This window comes from Thalassolituus hydrocarboniclasticus (assembly GCF_025345565.1).
GTDB classification, from domain to species: domain Bacteria; phylum Pseudomonadota; class Gammaproteobacteria; order Pseudomonadales; family Oceanobacteraceae; genus Venatoribacter; species Venatoribacter hydrocarboniclasticus.
Window position 1 is genome coordinate 1530235 of record NZ_CP054475.1, and the last position, 17943, is coordinate 1548177.

12 protein-coding genes are annotated in these 17943 nt (G+C 54.9%); 3 read left to right on the forward strand and 9 right to left on the reverse strand.

Translation table 11 applies throughout. The features are described 5' to 3' along the window. Positions 1 to 37: 37 nt before the first annotated feature. The 4 genes from HUF19_RS06715 to HUF19_RS06730 form a co-directional block, all read right to left on the reverse strand. The gene (locus HUF19_RS06715; RefSeq protein WP_260999055.1) at positions 38 to 3106 is read right to left on the reverse strand and encodes an efflux RND transporter permease subunit; all 3069 of its coding nucleotides are present in this window, start codon (positions 3104 to 3106) and stop codon (positions 38 to 40) included. A 2-nt stretch (positions 3107 to 3108) separates the two neighbouring features. After that, entirely contained in the window at positions 3109 to 4212 is a 1104-nt protein-coding gene (locus HUF19_RS06720) for an efflux RND transporter periplasmic adaptor subunit (protein ID WP_260999056.1), read from the reverse strand. Between the two features lie 227 nt (positions 4213 to 4439). Next, positions 4440 to 5141, reverse strand: coding sequence for a Sir2 family NAD+-dependent deacetylase (cobB, locus tag HUF19_RS06725; RefSeq protein WP_260999057.1), 702 nt, complete (start codon positions 5139 to 5141; stop codon positions 4440 to 4442). Position 5142: 1 nt separating this feature from the next. Beyond that, positions 5143 to 6291, reverse strand: coding sequence for a patatin-like phospholipase family protein (locus tag HUF19_RS06730; RefSeq protein WP_260999058.1), 1149 nt, complete (start codon positions 6289 to 6291; stop codon positions 5143 to 5145). 146 nt (positions 6292 to 6437) lie between these two features. Here HUF19_RS06730 and HUF19_RS06735 point away from each other — a divergent pair, with 146 nt between their 5' ends. Beyond that, on the forward strand, positions 6438 to 7067 hold the full coding sequence (locus HUF19_RS06735) for a riboflavin synthase subunit alpha (RefSeq protein ID WP_260999059.1): 630 nt from the start codon (positions 6438 to 6440) through the stop codon (positions 7065 to 7067). An 81-nt stretch (positions 7068 to 7148) separates the two neighbouring features. Here HUF19_RS06735 and HUF19_RS06740 read toward each other — a convergent pair whose 3' ends face one another. Beyond that, positions 7149 to 7388, reverse strand: coding sequence for a glutaredoxin family protein (locus HUF19_RS06740; protein ID WP_260999060.1), 240 nt, complete (start codon positions 7386 to 7388; stop codon positions 7149 to 7151). A 23-nt stretch (positions 7389 to 7411) separates the two neighbouring features. Here HUF19_RS06740 and HUF19_RS06745 point away from each other — a divergent pair, with 23 nt between their 5' ends. Then, on the forward strand, positions 7412 to 8173 hold the full coding sequence (locus tag HUF19_RS06745; RefSeq protein ID WP_260999061.1) for a sulfite exporter TauE/SafE family protein: 762 nt from the start codon (positions 7412 to 7414) through the stop codon (positions 8171 to 8173). Positions 8174 to 8233: 60 nt separating this feature from the next. Here HUF19_RS06745 and HUF19_RS06750 read toward each other — a convergent pair whose 3' ends face one another. From HUF19_RS06750 to hrpB, 4 genes are all read right to left on the reverse strand, one after another. Further along, positions 8234 to 10669 carry a hybrid sensor histidine kinase/response regulator gene (locus HUF19_RS06750; protein ID WP_260999062.1) on the reverse strand — a complete coding sequence of 812 codons (2436 nt, stop codon included), beginning with the start codon at positions 10667 to 10669 and terminating at the stop codon, positions 8234 to 8236. Between the two features lie 110 nt (positions 10670 to 10779). Further along, complete coding sequence (locus tag HUF19_RS06755; protein ID WP_260999063.1) at positions 10780 to 14322, reverse strand: cadherin-like domain-containing protein; 3543 nt, start codon at positions 14320 to 14322, stop codon at positions 10780 to 10782. An 8-nt stretch (positions 14323 to 14330) separates the two neighbouring features. Continuing rightward, positions 14331 to 14927: a hypothetical protein gene (locus HUF19_RS06760; protein ID WP_260999064.1), complete on the reverse strand. Its 597-nt coding sequence runs from the start codon at positions 14925 to 14927 to the stop codon at positions 14331 to 14333. 153 nt (positions 14928 to 15080) lie between these two features. Next, complete coding sequence (hrpB, locus tag HUF19_RS06765) at positions 15081 to 17660, reverse strand: ATP-dependent helicase HrpB (RefSeq protein WP_260999065.1); 2580 nt, start codon at positions 17658 to 17660, stop codon at positions 15081 to 15083. 85 nt (positions 17661 to 17745) lie between these two features. Here hrpB and HUF19_RS06770 point away from each other — a divergent pair, with 85 nt between their 5' ends. Continuing rightward, positions 17746 to 17943 (forward strand): tRNA (uracil-5-)-methyltransferase, encoded by a 198-nt coding sequence (locus tag HUF19_RS06770; protein WP_260999066.1) that lies wholly within the window; start codon positions 17746 to 17748, stop codon positions 17941 to 17943.

Sequence of the window (17943 nt, forward strand, 5' to 3'; positions counted from 1 at the left end):
ACCTCCATACGGAGGTTTTTTTATGGGTGTTGGTTAATCAGTTTTTAATGGGAGCCTTAATGCCATGGCTCATGGCGTACAGCACCGGCACTACGCCCAGAGTCAGGATGGTGGCAAAGCCAAGGCCAAAGCTGATAACCACTGCCATCGCGCTGAAAAACGGATCAAACAACAGCGGTAACATGCCGAGGATGGTGGTCAGCGCTGCCATGGTTACCGGCCGCAGACGGCTGACCGAGGCATGAAAAACCGCATCGTATGGTTCCCGGCCTTCGCTCAGTTCCAGCCGGATCTGATCAACCAGCACGATACCGTTTTTAATAATCATGCCCGACAGGCTGAGAAAACCAAGCAGCGCCATAAAGCCAAACTCAGCGCCGAGTAACAGCATACCGGCGCTGACGCCGATAATTGCCAGTGGTACACAGGCCCAGATCACCAGCGCACTGCGCATTTCATTAAAGAGCAGCACAGTAATAATAAACATCAGCAGGTAGCCCAGCGGCAGTGAGGCAAACAGACTCTGCTTGGCTTCGCTGGACGATTCATATTCGCCGCCCCAGCTCAGTTCATAGCCGGGTGGCAGGGAGATGGCTTCAATCTGTGGTTGCAGGCGCTTAAATAAACCATCGGCGGTTATCTCGGCGTCCAGATCCGGGTCGGCAAAGACACGGATGGTGCGCTTACGGTCACGGCGGGCGATGATCGGATCTTCAAACACCACATCAAAGCGTTCAACTACCTGGCCGATCGGAATATAACGGTTAAATACCGGGCTCCAGATCTGCAGATCGGTGAGGCCGTCGATATTCAGCCGTTCATAGGCTGGCGGACGCATAATGATCGGTTTTAACGTGGTGCCTTCGCGGTACAGGCCAATGCTTTTACCGGAAAAACTCAGCTGCAGAAGATCGTCCAGATCCTGTTTGGATATGCCGGCACGGCGGGCATTTTCTTCATTAAAGACCGGACGAATTACTTTCTCCCGCTCACGCCAGTCATGGCGGATATTATCGGTGTCGGGGTCGGCGCGCATAATCTGTTTGGCCTGCTCGGCCAGAATACGCAGCTGTTCCTGATCGGGGCCTGCAAAGCGTGCTTCAATTTTTGCAGCACTGCCCGGACCAATCTGCAGGCGTTTGAATTTTACAAACGCATCCGGCATTTCTTTTTGCGCCCACAGGCGGGCGTCGTCAATTAATGCCGGAATCTGATCCCGTTCAGTGGTGCGTACCATCACCTGAGCGTAAGCCCGGTACTGACGCTCCGGTGCGTAGGTCAGCATAAAACGCAGCTCGCCCTGACCGACCGTGGAGGAGGTAAATTCCACTTCTTCTTTTTGCTGAAAATAATTTTCCAGTGCCAGCGCCTGCTGTTGTGTTGCGCGGATATCAGAACCTTCAGGCAGCCAGATATCAACCAGAAACATTGGCGTGTTGGATGGTGGGAAAAAGCTTTGTTTAACAAAACTGTAGCCGTAAATGGCGATAAACATAGCCACCACCATTACCAGCATCGTGGTTCCGCGGCGGGCCAGCATCAGGCTCAGGCTGGTGCGGTAAAGATCGTACAGAAAGCCGTGATAAGGATCGCTTTCCGCATCCGGCTGTTCTTCTTTATCAAACAGCAGATGACAGAGAAAAGGCGTCAGGGTGATGGCGGTAATCCAGCTGAATAACAGGGAAATCAGCAACACATAAAATAACGAGCCAACAAATTCACCGGTTGAATCCGGTGATAAACCGATAGGTGCAAAGGCGGTAACAGCAATCACAGTCGCCCCCAGTAATGGCCACTGGGTCTGCTGCACAATATCGTAAGCGGCACGGGTTCGTGATAAGCCCTTTTTTATGCCGACCATAATACCTTCGGTCACCACCAGTGCGTTATCGACCAGCATACCCAGCGCAATAATTAACGCGCCCAGAGAAATCCGGTGCAGCTCAATATCCATGACCTTCATGGCGATAAAGGTGCCGAGAATGGTCAGCAGCAGAATAATGCCGATGATAATACCGGCGCGCATACCCATAAACAGCAGCAGAACAACGATAACAATCAGGATGGACGCCAGCAGATTAAGTACGAATCCGGTGGAGGACGCATCTACTTCGGCAGGCTGATCGTACAGGGTATGCAGTTCTATGCCTAATGGACGGTTGGCATCCAGTTCGGCCATTTTCTGCCGCAGTTGCTCACCCACGGCGACCACATTAACGCCGCTGTTAAAGGCAATGCCGAGGCGTAATGACGGCATATGATTGTAGTTGGTGAGATGGCCCGGAACTTCAGCAATACCTTCGGAAATATTGGCAATATCGCGTAAATAAATCAGCTTGTCGGACCCGGCCTGACTGACCACTAAGTCGCCAAGTTCCTGTACCGAGCGGAACTCTCCGGTTGGGTGAATGCGGATATATTCGTTACCGATACGGATATGACCGGCATCCTGTACGGTATTCTGCGTTTGTAATAACTGATACAGACGCGATAGCGGAATGCCGAGGTTAGTCATGCGCTCGCGGGAAATATCAATAAATACCTGTTCCTGCTGAGTGCCGGATATGGTGACCTTGGCGATGCCATTAAGAGTGGATAATTCACGCTTGAGATAATCGGCATAATCATTCAGCTCTTCGTAGCTGTAATCGTTACCCGATAACGCCAGTAAAACACCGTATACATCACCAAAATCATCCATCACGACCGGAGCATTGGCACCGGGTGGCAGAGACGGGATTTTATCGTGCACTTTACGCCGTAACTCATCCCAGATCTGTGCCAGCTGATGGGATTTATAGGTCGGTTTAATCACCAGATGTACCTGGGAAAAGCCGGCCTTGGAAATCGAATCAACATGCTTGATATAGGGCAGCGCCTGAATGGCATTTTCCAGCGGGGCGGTTACTTCTTCCTCCACCTGCAACGCGCTGGCGCCGGGGTAGTAGGTAATGACCATGGCTTCTTTAATGGTGAACTGCGGGTCTTCAAGGCGCCCCAGACCCAGATAGCTGATGGCACCGCCAACCAGCAGAATCGCCAGCATCATCCAGCTGGTGGTGCTGTGCTTAATAAAATAAGTGGCCGAGTTTTGTGGCTGACTCATGCTTACAGGCCCCGCTCTTTCACCCAGGGACGGATACGCATCCCTTCGTGGGCCAGATGAACACCAGCGGCGAGAATGGTATCGCCCGGCTGTAATCCCCGGGTAATCTCCAGTCCTGCGGTTGATAGCTGTCCGATTTCAACAGCCCGGGGCTGCAGCGTCATATCCGCAGTAACAATCCATACCATGGCCTGAGAGCTGCCATCGTTCTGCTGTTCGCCCTGAAAAACGGCCTGCGGCGGCACAATCAGGTTCTGGCTGGTCTGGCTTAATACCTGGTTCAGATCCACATGCACACTGGCGGTCATGCCGGGCAACAGATTCAGTTCCTGCGGGCGTGGCAGGGTCAGGGTCACGGTAAAACTGCCGGTTGCCGGATCGGCCTGGGCGGTATGTTCTTTATAGCTGGCGCGGAAACGTTTACCGGGCAGGGCTTCGAATTCAACATCTGGCTGGTAGTCCGGATTTTCTTTTTTGGCGATATGCGCCATCAGGTTTTCCGGCACCTGCAGACGCACTTCCAGCTGATCTTTGGCCTGCAGCATTACCAGGGTTTTACCGGCCGCGACCGGCTGATGATTGTCGGCATAGACTTCAGCGATAACGCCGGAAAAAGGTGCTTTTAAAATGGTGTAAGACAAATCGGTACGGGCGCTGGCAAGCGCCGCTTTGCTGATATCCAGTTCGGCTTTGGCCTGATCAAACTGTGATTTGGAAATCTGTCCGAGCTCGAATAAATTCTGGACCCGCTGAAACTGTGACAGCGCCAGTTCATAGCGGGCTTTGCGGTCATCAACCCGCAGCTGATAGTCGGAAGGGTCGAGGCGGGCGAGAATCTCTCCCTGACGCACTTCTTTACCAGCCTGTGCAGGCAGGGCCTGTAATTCGCCGTTAACGCGGAAAGCCAGCGCTGCACGCTCTGCTGCCTGTACCTGAGCCGGAAAACGTCTGAGCATGCTCTGGCTCACCGGGCTGATCTGAAAAACCTTGGCCGGGTGTACGACAGTCGCTGTGGCAGCGGGCTGCTGTTCAGAGCAGCCGCTGGTCAGCAGCAGTGTTAATGCTGCAACGGGCAGCAACCACAGAGGGCGGGATACGTGGATCATGCGTCATTCCTGTTAGCGGGCTGGCGGGATAACTTGCTAATAAGCATGGCCGTTCATTACAGTTTGGCCAGTTTGGAACAGGATTTTAGGTCAATTCCGCCACTGTCAGCAGACGCTGAATACGAAACCAATCGTCCTGAATACGAGACAGTTCAGGCTTTAACCCGATAGTTAATGCTTTTATTTCTGGCTTTGTATTAAAAAGAGAGGCAATTACGGCGCGTGAATTACAGCAGTTGTTGCAGAAAATGCGGCAGTGTCAGGCCAGCCTGGCCGTACAGGTGTTCGGCAAAGGCATCCTCGGTATTGGATGGTTCCAGATTAATTTCTACCGTATGGGCACCGGCCTGACGGGCAATATCGACAAAGCCCGCAGCCGGGTAGACGTGGCCTGACGTACCAATACTCAGGAATAAATCGCACTGCTCCAGCGTGGCGCAGATCTTATCCATATACAGTGGCATTTCACCAAACCAGACAATATGCGGACGCAGAGTCGGGCGCTGGCAGCAAGGGCAGAGAACATCGGCGCTGATATCGCCTTTATGTTCGATGACCCTGCCACTCAGCAGGCAGCGTGCCTTGTTTAGCTCGCCGTGCATATGCAGAAGCTTCTGACTGCCGGCACGCTCATGCAGATCATCCACATTTTGAGTAACCAGCAGAAATTCGCCATGAAAGCGCTGTTCGAAGTCGGCCAGAGCCCGATGAGCAGGATTTGGCTCAACCTCGCTCAGCTGACGCCGGCGATCATTGTAAAAACGCTGCACCAGCTGTGGATCACGGGCAAAGGCCTCCGGTGTGGCAACGTCCTCCAGGCGGTGGTTTTCCCACAGCCCGTCGGCATCACGGAAGGTGCGGATACCGGACTCGGCGGAGATGCCGGCGCCGGTGAGAACAACAATGCGTTTATAGGTGGATGCTTTCATATCAGTTATGAAAATGGTCAGCGAAGAATGCGCGGATTTCGTCTTCCCGGGCACTGGCATCCTGAAAGCCAAGGTCAATCAGGCTCTTACAGAAACCACGGGAAAACAGCAGATAACTGAGAATACCGGAGCCGTTCTGGCTGGCATTACCACTGCCGCCAAGGGCGAGTTTTAATGCGCGGGGAATTTCGTCGGCGTGCTGTCCGGCTATTTCATCAATGGATTGGCTGGGATTAATTTCCAGCAGCTCGATTTTTTTCAGTTCAACGCCTTCTTTTTTCCGTACCGACTCCGGAATTTTGTCGACGGTGCGGTTAATGCGGCGTAAGCGTTCGACATCCGTTTCCATACTGTCGAGGAAGGCGGCATTGAGCATATGCCCCATAATTTTGGCCGGCGATGGATAAGAGCTGCTTTGCGGGCGCTCTTTGCGCTTATGGGCGATACCGCTGACACCGATGACCATAACTTTTTCTGCACCCAGATGCAGTGCCGGGCTGAGTGGCGCCAGCTGACGTACGGCGCCATCGGCAAAATATTCGCGATGAATTTTGACCGACGGGAAAATCATCGGAATGGCCGATGAGGCCATCAGGTGATCGAGGGTAATACGGCTGCGGATACCGACACGACGCTGGCGCTGCCAGTTATTGATGCTGTAGTGGCCCTGAAAAAAACTCACGGATTCACCGCTTTCCAGCCCCGAGCAGTTCACCGCAATGGCATGCAGGGCACCGCTGTCGATGGCACCCTGAATACTGTCGAATTTAACGACTTCGTTCAGCAACTCACGCAGAGGCTGGTTATTGAGCAGTGATACCGGATCGTTTTTATAGCCACGACCAATCACCAGACTGCGGGTAAGGCGCGCCAGTGAGGCCGATACGCCCCAGAAATCGGTACGATAAATCTGATCGCAGCTGAAGTGCATCCAGATGCGTTCAAGATGCTTGATACCAATGCGGTAATTTTCGGCGTAACTGGCCAGCGCGACACCATTAATGGCGCCTGCGGATGTTCCGGAAATAATATCAAAAGGATTGTAGTGGCCTTTGGGGAGAATTTTGTGAATCGCTTTTAACACGCCCACCTGATAGGCCGCCCGGGCACCACCGCCGGAGAGAATTAATCCTGTTTTTTTAACGTCCAAATCCGTGTCCTGCTGTATCTGGGGAGCCTTTCAGTCACTCTGCATGAGTCTTTACGGGCGGCTGCAAGGCGCTCTGGCAATCTCATGCCTTCTTCTGCTGCGAGTATAGTGCATAATGCGCTTTTCTGAGTTGGCTGGAGAGACTGATGTTCACCGGTATTGTGCAAACCAGATTGCCTGTGGCAGGGCTGGAACGCAAAGAAGATTTTGCCACATTCACTTTTGAATTCCCGGAAAAATTAAGTGCCGGACTGCAGATTGGCGCGTCTGTCGCTATTAACGGCACCTGCCTTACCGTACGTACGCTGGAGCAGGGACGGGTCAGCTTTGATGCAATAGGGCAGACACTTAAGGTCACCAACCTCGGCGATCTGCAGCCGGGAAGTATCGTGAATATTGAACGGGCAGCGCGCTTTGGTGATGAGATCGGTGGTCACGTGTTGTCCGGCCATATTATGGATCAGGTCGCGGTGCTGGCGGTTGAAGATTCTGCCAATAACCGGGTGGTATGGATGGAACGCCCGGCACATCTTTCGCCTTATCTGCTGGATAAAGGCTATGTCGCACTGAATGGCTGCAGTCTGACCATTGCTGAAGTAACAGACGATCGTTTTTGCGTACACCTGATTCCTGAAACCCGTGATGTCACAACCTTTGGCATGGTACAGGTGGGCGACCGCATTAATGTGGAGGTGGATGCCCAAACCCAGGCGGTGGTGGAAACCGTGCGTCGCCTGTTGGCTGATCCGCAGATGAGTGCTCTGCTGTCCCGTTAAGGACAGAAGAGTAGTGACCGGCCGCGCGTTATTGTCAGCGGCCGGTTGTGCTGAGCGCTCAGGTTTGACTGATTGCTTTGTTCAGCGGCTTTGTAAAAAGCGGATAATATCGGCGGATTCGAACATCCAGGTCTCTTTGCCGTTATCAGAAATCAGCAGGCAGGGCACCGTGGTGCGGCCGGTTGCTGCATATTGTTGTTTACGGAATTCCTGATTGGTCAGCACATTGCGTTTTTCGACCTCGACCTTGACGCCGGGCAGTGCACGCAGCACACGCTGGCAGAATGGACAGGCGTCGTAGTAGTACAAAGCGTATTTCATAAGTTTCCCCAGATGAACTCTGCATGGATTATATCGAACAAACCGCACTTTTTCTGATTGCAATTGTAGCGAATTGGTTTTCTGCACTGGCTGGTGGTGGTGCCGGCCTGATTCAGCTGCCGATTCTCATTTTTATGGGGCTGCCATTCCCGCTGGCGCTGGCTACCCACAAAGTGGCGACGGTTGCGCTGGGCGTTGGTGCCACTGCCCGTCATCTGCGAGAGCAGCACCTTGATCGCCGGATTTTGCTGCTGATCGTCGCCGCCGGTGTGCCCGGCGTGATAGGTGGCGCCTTGTTTATTCTGGATGTGCCGGCCCGTCAGGCTGAGATTGCCCTGGGGCTACTGACTTTATCGCTGGCATTGTACTCCTGGTTCAAGCCGCAACTGGGTCTGCATAAAGACGGACGTAACCGCAGTGCAGCAGGCTTTGCGGTGGGTGCGCTGGTGCTGTTACTGATTGGTTTTGCCAATGGTGCGCTGTCGGCCGGCAGTGGTTTGTTTGTCACTCTGTGGCTGGTGTACTGGTTCGGGCTGGATTACAAAACTGCGGTGGCGCAGACGCTGGTGGCGGTCGGTCTGGGCTGGAACGGTACGGGCGCGCTGACGATGAGTGCGCTGGCGGAAGTACAGTGGAGCTGGATTCCGGCACTGGTCGCCGGCTCCTTAGTGGGCGGATATCTGGGGGCTCATACATCGATTCAGGCGGGTAACCTGACCATTAAACGCCTTTATGAACTGGTCACCCTGATTGTGGGGCTGAAGCTGTTGCTTGGCCCGCTTTGATGATCAGCCGCGTTGTTCTGCTGCGATCGTTGGGGGCTGCAACTGTGCCTGAGCTGCAGATTAGTCGCGGCCGGCATTGGCCGGCAGCCATTTCTGCACCATCAGGCGTATTTGTTCAAGACTGATTGGCTTACTCAGGTAATCGTTCATGCCGGCGTCCAGACAGCGTTGCTGATCACCGGACATGGCATTGGCAGTAACGGCAATCACTGGTGAGTAGCGCTCACCGAGGTGACTGGCGCGCAGAATCCGGGTGGCTTCAAAGCCGTCCATAACCGGCATCTGGCAATCCATAAAAATCAGATCGTAGCGGTATGGGCGTTCTGCGCGGAGTAATTCCAGTGCTTTTTCGCCGTTGTCGGCAACATCGACTTTCAGTTGTAAGCGGCTGAGCATGGAACTCAGCACCCGCTGGTTGATGGTGTTGTCTTCGACCACCAGAGCGCGGCCGCGGATACTTTCAATGGGTATGGTATCAACAGCTTCTACCTGATTGTGAACCATGCGAACTTCGCTGCCGCCCAGCGCCTGTACCGGTAAATGCAAATGTACCCGGGTGCCGTGGTGTTTTTCACTGTCGATTTCCAGGCTGCCTTTCATGCAATGACAAACGGCGCGTACCAGCGATAAACCAATCCCCAGTCCCTGAAAGCGGCGCTGATCGGACGCATCTACCTGACAGAAATAGTCCTGCACCCGGCCCAGCTCAGCAGGAGTCATACCGATACCGGTATCACCGATACTCACGTCGAGAAAGCTGATGTTATTGCGCTGACTGATGCCCACTTCCACACAGATAGTACCTTGCTGGGTAAACTTAACGGCGTTTTCCAGCAGCGCCTTGAGCGCATGACGGATGCACTTAATGTCAGCGCGGATATGATTAGGCAGGCCCGGTTGCAGAATAAGCTCAAAATTCAGATGCTTGTCCTGACACTGCTTACGTATGGTGTCAGCTGCGGTGCGGATCATCGGTGCCAGCTCGATGGTCTCCGGTGACAGGATGCGGTTACCGGCCTGCAGCTCGGTATAGGTCAGAACGTTATCAACCAGATCCAGCATATCCCTGGCACTGCGTCGTGCGTCCTGCAATGTCTCCGGTTGTGGGGTGCCCTGTTCATCGGTGGCCAGTTCCAGTGATCCCAGAATGCCGTTCAGTGGTGTACGGAATTCATGACTGATCGTCGCCAGAAAATCATTTTTCAGACGGTTCGACTCCGCCAGACGGATAGCACGTTCCTCGAGTTCTTTTTTAACCTGCGCCTCTGCATTATTTTTCGCCCGCTCAAGGATTTTGATGCGGTCAGCCAGGGCAAAAGACAGTAAAACGATTTCCAGTGCACTGCCGATTTTACTGGCGTGGGTCGTCCATACATTATTCGGCAAATACCCCAGCATCATAGAGATGGTGATCATGCCGCCGACAATCAGCGACACCCAGGCAAACAGAAAATAACGGGCCTGATGTTGCCCTTTGATTAATGACGCGACCGATGAGCAGAACACCGTTACCAGAAATATCACCACCACAAACTTACCGGTGCTCATTACCGTGGCGATATCAAAGACCAGAGAGCTGAGACAAATCAGCGCGGACAGCAGCAGGCAGGCGCGCAGTGCAATGTCTGCCGGGCGGTTATGAATATTGGTCTGCAGAAACCCTCTGGTAAAAGCACTGCCGAAAACACCGACCAGCCCAATCGTCAGTGGTACTGCCATCTGCTCAAGCCAGATCCACTCGGGCCAGATAAACTGATACCCGAGGCCGCTGGTGGCCAGCTGCAGTGTAGAAAAAGACGCGATGTAGCCGATGTAGAGTAAATAATTGCTGTCCCGGATGCTCATCCACAAAAATAAATTGTAGAGAAACATCACCAGCATCATGCCGTAATACAGACCAAGTCCGTACTGCTCATTACTGCGTTTTTCAACGAAACTTGTACTGTCCCACAGACTGATGGGCACCTGCATTGAACTGGTCGTCTGTATATTCAGATACACCACCTGGCGCTTATCTGTACTGAAATTGAGCGGAATAACAAAGTTGCGATGAGAGACCGGGCGCTGCGCAAATTCATGCAGATCACCCAGTTCGAAATAGCTGAGCTGAGAGCCATCCTGGCTTAATATGGTGGCATTAACCACATCAAGTAAGGGGTAATTAATTTCCAGCAACCAGCGGGATTTTTCACTTTGGCCCGCATCGATCGTCAGCTTCAGCCAATAAGCGGATTCGGTAAAACCTTCATTAAAAGCGGCTTTTGGGTAAGGGCGGAAAGGAATATTCTGTTCAAGAATATAAGGCAATGACAGCTGCGCCAGAGGATCTTCCAGATAGTACAAAGCACCGGAGCTGCTTATCTGATTGGCGTTGTCGGTCAGATAAAGAATGCCGGTACGGGGGGCGATTGTATTTTCAGCAGCAACCGGCAAAGCCACTGTTATCAGTGTCAGGAAACCTGCCAGTAATAGCGTAAAAAAATCCGTACGCAGCATATGGTTATCTTTATTATGCCGCTTCCCTGATTACAGACAGCCTGCGTAAGCATCCTTGCTATCTGCAACCGCTTTGCGGTCTGTGATTGAATGGTGGATTGTCATCACGATTACTGACTGTCCACCTGAAACTGTCTTCTGCAGGTTGTGATTATTGGACAAAGCAACAACAAATACCATAGCGCACCGCCACCTGCAGAACCTCCTGAGCTGACAACCACGATGCCGGTGACAGGTTGCGGAACACTGGCAAGCAGGGTGACGTTAATGTTCTGGCTGCTGTTAGAGGTGTCAACAGCTAGCGTAAGACGATCGGTTTGACTGTGCAATACCTGCAACTGTTGCGGAGTTTTTACGCTCAGATCTCCGGTCCAGTTATAGCTGACCGAAGTGCTGCTGATACTGTTAAGTACCAGGGTTTCCTCACTGTCGTCATCGAACAGCAGGGTCAGTTGCGGCGCCTCGTTACTGAAGTCAAAACCACTGGCCTGCACGATGCCGCTGAGGCTGAAAGGGTTATCCAGTGCGGTCAGCGTTACGGCGGCAGTGCTTTGTTCGCTGTCCAGATTCAGCGTGGCGCTCAGATAATTGTCGGCACTGATGCTCAGTTGCAGGTTTTCCTGTGGCAACTGCAGGCTTATTTCGCCATGACTGTCGGCATTGGCTGCAGAAGGGAGGTTCCAGAGTTCAAAGCGGCTGTCGGCCAGCGCGGCGACCGCTGTGGTAACGGGCTGCATATTCTGATCGCTGACACTGATGATCAGAGTTCTGCCTGGCTGCAGTGCCAGTTGCAGCTCGCCATCGGGCAGATTGCTGCCGGATGCCGTAATGACCGGCTGGCTGCTGCCACTGACGCTGTTAAAGGTCAGTACCGCACTGGCGGCATTGAAGTTTTCAGCATCATCGGGCGCACTGATGCTGGTCAGGGCCATCCCGTTAATATCACTGAAGGCTACCTCTGCTGAGCTGCTCGACAGCGACAGCAGGGTGCCGGCCGGCGCCCCCTCGATGGTGATGGTCTGGCTGGCTGACAGCGCCAGTGTCGGCGTTACATTAGTGGCGACCCGTAACGGACGCTCAATGTAATAGGTCGCACTGAAACCGCTGCCGTCGCTGACGGTCAGGGTGTAAGTTCCGGCAAAGGCACCGCTGGCAGGCATGGCCAGAGTGTAGCTCTGGCTGACGGCATCGTAGCTGAGCAGGCTGTCCTGCTGGCTGCCATCAAAGAACAGGGAGGTCGTAAGCTCGCCATCGCCACCACTGAGGGCGAGGGCGATTGAATTCAGCCCGGCATTCAGAGTGCCACCATTCCCCAGTGTTGTTTCATCCTGCTGCAGTTCGAACTTCGGCAGCACCGTAATGGCCAGTACCGCGCTGTCGGTTAACAGACCGTCGCTGACACTGAGACTGATACTGGCGGTACCGGTAAAGCCACTATCGGCACTGATACTGAGCTGATCGGCACTGATGCTGGCGGAGATTCCAGCACTGCTGCTGAGGATACTGTAGGTCAGGCTGTTGTTATCGGCATCGGTTGCGTTCAGCGTGACACTGGCGCTGGTTTCCTGCAGCAGAGTAAGCGCTGCCGGAGGAGTAAATACCGGTGCCTGATTGCTGGCTGACAGCACATTTACGCTGATGCTTTGCGATGTTGTGATATCACCATCGTCGACGGAGACTTCAACCATAGTGGCACCACTAATGCCGGCAACCGGGGTCAGGGTCAGCGTGCTGCCGCTCAGACTGCCATCGATCTTGCTGCTGTCAAAATTCACCAGCCCGAAAGTCAGAGAGCCAGCAGCTGTATCAACATCGCTGGCGGTCAGGGTGATGGTCAGTACAGCGTCATTGGCAATATTAAAGCTGTCAGCCGAGGTAAACAGCGGCGCATCGTTCACCGCATCGACGGTGACATTAAAGCTGGTGCTGTCGCTCAGATCACCATCGGATACCTGCACGGTGATGCTGCCGGAGCCGTTGTAATTGGCTTGCGGTGCAATGGTTAAAGTGGTGCCGCTGATGCTGGCGCCAAGCTCAGTGGTGGCCGAGGTGATGCTGTAGGTTAAAGCACCGCTGTCGACGTCGGTGGCACTCAGGATCACATCCAGCGTTGTGTCTTCATTGAGCGTTTTGGCCGTAATCGCACCAATGACCGGCGCATCGTTCACCGCATCGACGGTGACATTAAAGCTGGTGCTGTCGCTCAGATCACCATCGGATACCTGCACGGTGATGCTGCCGGAGCCGTTGTAATTGGCTTGCGGTGCAATGGTTAAAGTGGTGCCGCTGATGCTGGCGCCAAGCTCAGTGGTGGCCGAGGTGATGCTGTAGGTTAAAGCACCGCTGTCGACGTCGGTGGCACTCAGGATCACATCCAGCGTTGTGTCTTCATTGAGCGTTTTGGCCGTAATCGCACCAATGACCGGCGCATCGTTCACCGCATCGACGGTGACATTAAAGCTGGTGCTGTCGCTCAGATCACCATCGGATACCTGCACGGTGATGCTGCCGGAGCCGTTGTAGTTGGCTTGCGGTGCAATGGTTAAGGTGGTGCCGCTGATGCTGGCGCCAAGCTCGGTGGTGGCCGAGGTAATGCTGTACGTCAGGCTATCCCCATCAGCATCGGTTGCGCTCAGTGTTACATTCAGCGTGCCGTCTTCATTCAGGGTTTTTGCGCTAATCGTCCCCATCACCGGCGCGCTGTTGGCCGCTACAGCCAGTGTCCAGCCGATGTCCGCCAGCAGATATTTGGCCAGACCGGTGTCATCCAGAAACTCAGTGTACTGCGGCTCCATAATTTCATTGGGGGTGGCCGCGGTATCGAAATGGCTGACAGAGGAGCCGGGAATATAGCCGGAAGGCGCATACATCTGCATGCGGCCATTGTTAACTCCGGCACTGAAGCTACCGAGTTGTGCATTGGTCTGGGCACCATCCCAGAGCAGGTTGCCATTGTTAATCGTTGAGGCCGCTCGCTGAGACTGGTTCAGCGTTGTCACCCGGGCGTTTTGCGTGCCGTCGTAAAGTAATTTGCTGTAAGGGTCATAAACATAATTACCGTTGATCGTTGCTCCTGTGCTGCCGTCAGGGTTCAGAAACGACAGAAAGCCCATACCGTGCATGATTTCATGCAGCACCACCGACAGTAGCGAGGTACCGCTGCCAGCCGGATCATCAAACCCCAGATACCAGCCAGAGCTTTGCAGGCAGCCCGGATTGCCAATGCCGCTGTTGAACTGAGCGGTGATTTCGGCAACTCCAGGCGTTACGTCACTGCCCTGCAGCTGATTGGCCAGCCCGTCGGCGTAGACCGTCCACTCACTGCCATCATAAATAAACTCATAGTCGGCAGCCCCGGCGCTGCCCAGTGTGGCGCTGTTGGTATCGCAGTAGAGCAGATCGAAGGATGAGTTGACGTTAACGGTGACAGCAATGTCGAAGGTGGCGTTAAGAATATCGGCAGCGCGGTTAAACACCGCCAGACGTTGCGCGCCTAAAGTGGTGGCTGTGTTACCGCCGGTCGCGCTGACGGCAGTGGTATCGTTAAAGCCTTCACCAGCGCCATCAGCATTAACAATCTGAATGCCGGACGCATAGGACTGCGCGGCTGCGAACAACGCCAAAGCAGAAAAAGGAATTTTCAGACAATGCATAACAGGCCTCATGGCTTAGCGGGTTCGGTTGTGGCAGAAGTTATCGGGGCTGATCGTGCTTGTGGGGCTTGCAGGGCTTGTGGTGCCTGCAGGGCTGGCGCTGGCTGATCTGCGATGGGATAAACGATGCGCTCTTCGGTGCGCAGCTGACCGTTCTCATCGATAAAAGCCACAATGACCGTGTGATACTGGCCTTTGGCATCCATGGAGTAGCCGCCTGAGCGATTGGGTGTCAGCAGTAACTGGCTTTGTGGAATCCGGCGCCGTTCGATGTCGGCGGCTAACGCCGGTGGCAGGGAATACTGTCCCTCATCCTGAGGGTGGGTATGCAATGGGCCTGTGGCTCCCAGTGTCAGATCCGGCTGTGAGACCGGAGGCCGGGACTCGGGGGAGTTTGCCGGCGCAGCCGGGCTTACTGGCGATGTTGCGGATGCACTGGCCTGTAGCGGATCGGAATCTGCAGTAGCGGGCTGACGGTTCTGGTCCACGACCTCTACCAGAGACTGACGGCTTATCTGGCTGCCAATAATGACAGCCAGTGTGAGTACAGAAAATCCCAGCAATACAGCTACTTTCTTAGCGGATGGCGCGTGTTTCACAGGCATAACCCGGTCTGAACATAGTATGTGTCAGAAAAGGCTAGTGGGTTATCGGCAGATAACCACTGCACCAGGTAATGATTGGTTACACCATGTACTGTTGATTTTTATATTATTTTTTTGCCACAAGGCTCTCAGTCACACTCCTGAAAATCCAGATTATTGCCGCCTGCTCAGTGCGCGCTTTGTCAGTGCCGTGGCTTCGGCGCTGAGCGGGTCTTCCGGCCACGGATGTTTCGGATAGCGGCCGCGCATGTCTTTGCGCACCTCGGCATAGGTGTTACGCCAGAAATGTGGCAGATCGCGGGTGACCTGCAGTGGCCGGCGCGCCGGTGACAGCAGATGAATCAGCAAGGGCAGGCGGCCGTTAAGAACGGCGGGCTGGCCCTCGTAGCCAAACATTTCCTGCAGTTTTACGGCCAGTACCGGCGGCTGCTCCGGGTCGTCCTGACGGTTCGGATCATTGTTGTATTGCAGTTCAATGCGCGAGCCACTGGCAACCTGCCAGTGTGTCGGCAAGAGCTGTGCGAGCTGTTGCTGCTGTTCCCAGCTGAGCAGACTGAGCAGAGCATCGGTCAGCGCGATTTTATTCAGATCGCGCAGGTTTCGGGCGTTATCACAGAACGGCAGCAGCCAGTCATCCAGCCGTTGCAGCAGGCCCTGATCGCTGACATCCGGCCATTGTTCGGCTTCAGCGCCGTTACGATTCAGATACTGAGCCGCCAGCGCCATGCGGCTGCGCACTGTGTTGGTGTCATCCTGCCAGGGCAGATCGCTCAGGCCACGCTGGATAAAGTAATCCCGCCAGGCTTGCTGCCATTCTGCGGCAGACAGCGCAGGCAGCGGCTTGCTGTTCAGGATCAGCTGTCCCAGACACTGATGGCGCAGGGCTTTCAGCTGGCCGCTGTCGTTCCAGCCAATCTCGGTGCGTTCGCTGAACAGTTGTGGGGCGATTTCCTGTAAAGACGCCAGGCTGTTACGGTGCAGCGTTGCCGCCAGACGGATACGGTCCGGCTGGCCGCCGCTGATGTCGGCAATGGCCAGGTAATCGGCGTTGTGCAGATCGCTGTTATGTTGCAGTTCGGCGCCGCTGCCGCCGCTCAGGCGAAATGCCTGAGCATTAGCGCTGCGTTTCTGCGCGATGCGGTCGGGAAAGGCGAGGGCGATGACTAAACTGCAATCCAGAGCGGGGCCGCTATCCGGAGCAGGGCTGTCATCGTGAGTATTGGGCGAAGATGTTGCCTGCAGTTGCCGCTGCCAGCGCTGTGCCAGCGGGCGTACACGGTTATTCCATAAGCCCTGCTGGCGGCGAGCCTGACTCAGCAGACGTTCGGCGTCATCGCTGTGACGCTGCTGGTGGGGCCATTCCTGCAGCACGGCAACCAGTTCACAGGCTTCTGCCGCCATACCCAACTGTTGTGCGCAGAGCAGGGCATGGGCCCAGCGTGGCTCAAGGCCGAGGGCAGCGCAGCGCTGGCCATGTTCGTTCAGGCGCAGCGGCGCATCCGGTTGCAGCATACCCAGCTGCGTCAGCACCTGTCGGGCCTGACTGAGGCTGGCCGCAGGCGGAGGTGTAAGCCATAGCAGGTCGTTAAGATCGGCGCCCCAGTGCAGTAATTCCAGCAGCAGCGGCGCCAGATCGGCATCGAGAATTTCGGCGCGGATATGGGGCTCGCGCCGGCTTTGTTCTTCTTCGCGCCACAGGCGGTAGCAGAAACCTTCAGCCTGACGTCCGGCGCGGCCTGCACGCTGGACACTGGATGCCTGCGAAATAGTCCGGGTCTGCAGCTGGCTGATACCACTGGCCGGGGAGAAGCTCATCCGTCGTTCAAGACCGGAATCCACCACAATGCGCACGCCATCTATGGTCAGCGAGCTTTCGGCAATGTTGGTGGCCAGAATGACTTTGCGCAGGCCTGCGGGCGCAGGGCTCAGTGCGGTTTTCTGCTCACTGTCGCTCAGCTGGCCATGAAGGGGAGCGACCAGCACTCCGCTCAGCGTCTCCTGCAGCAGTGCCTGCACGCGGCTGATATCGGCGACCCCGGGTAAAAACGCCAGTACATCGCCGTCTTTATGAGCGTTGAGAGCTTCACGGATAACGCCGGCGCAGTGCTCGGCCAGACGGACATTACTGTTTGGCAGAGGCCGGTAAAAATGACTGACCGCAAAGCCCCGGCCGGGGCTGTGCAACAGCGGCGCCTGCAGTTTTTCGCTGAGGCTGTCGGCATCAAGGGTGGCGGACATCACCAGCAGACGCAGCTCCGGCCGCAACAGCTGCTGACACTGATGTGCCAACGCCAGCGCCAGATCGGAATGCAGGTTACGCTCGTGGAATTCATCGAAAATAATCAGCCCGACGCCGTTAAGTTCAGGGTCATCCTGCAGCATGCGGGTAAGAATGCCTTCGGTTACTACTTCAATCCGGGTGGCGGCTGATACCTTTTGCTCCAGCCGGATGCGGTAGCCGACGGTTTCTCCAACCGCTTCATGCAGCTGCTGCGCCATAAAGCGGGCGGCATTACGCGCCGCCAGACGGCGTGGCTCCAGCATGATGATCTTCTGCCCGCCAAGCCAGTCTTCATGCAGCAGGGCCAGCGGTACGCGGGTGGTTTTGCCAGCGCCGGGTTCGGCACTCAGCAGCACATTCATATGCGTGTTCAGCTGCGCGCGCAGGTCAGGCAGAAGCGAATCAATGGGCAGGGCAGGAGGCGATGATGGCGAGTGAGGCGATGTGGTCACAACAGCAGCTTTGTTCCGTCAGAAAAGACTTATGCTAACATGGCCAGACTATGGCGGTGTCCTGCTATCAGCAACAGGAGCAATAATGTCAGAGCCTAAAGAATCCGGAAATACCGTGGTGGATTTTCGCCAGGCTGGTGAAAAGCATCGTCATGCCCGTATGCATGATGAAAAAGAAGCCAAAGTGGAAGCCATGCGTGAGCGCTTTGCGGCGGCATTGCCGGATAAAAAAACACCGGTTAAAGATTATCTGAAGAAAAAGCGGGCAAAGAAAAAGCGCTGA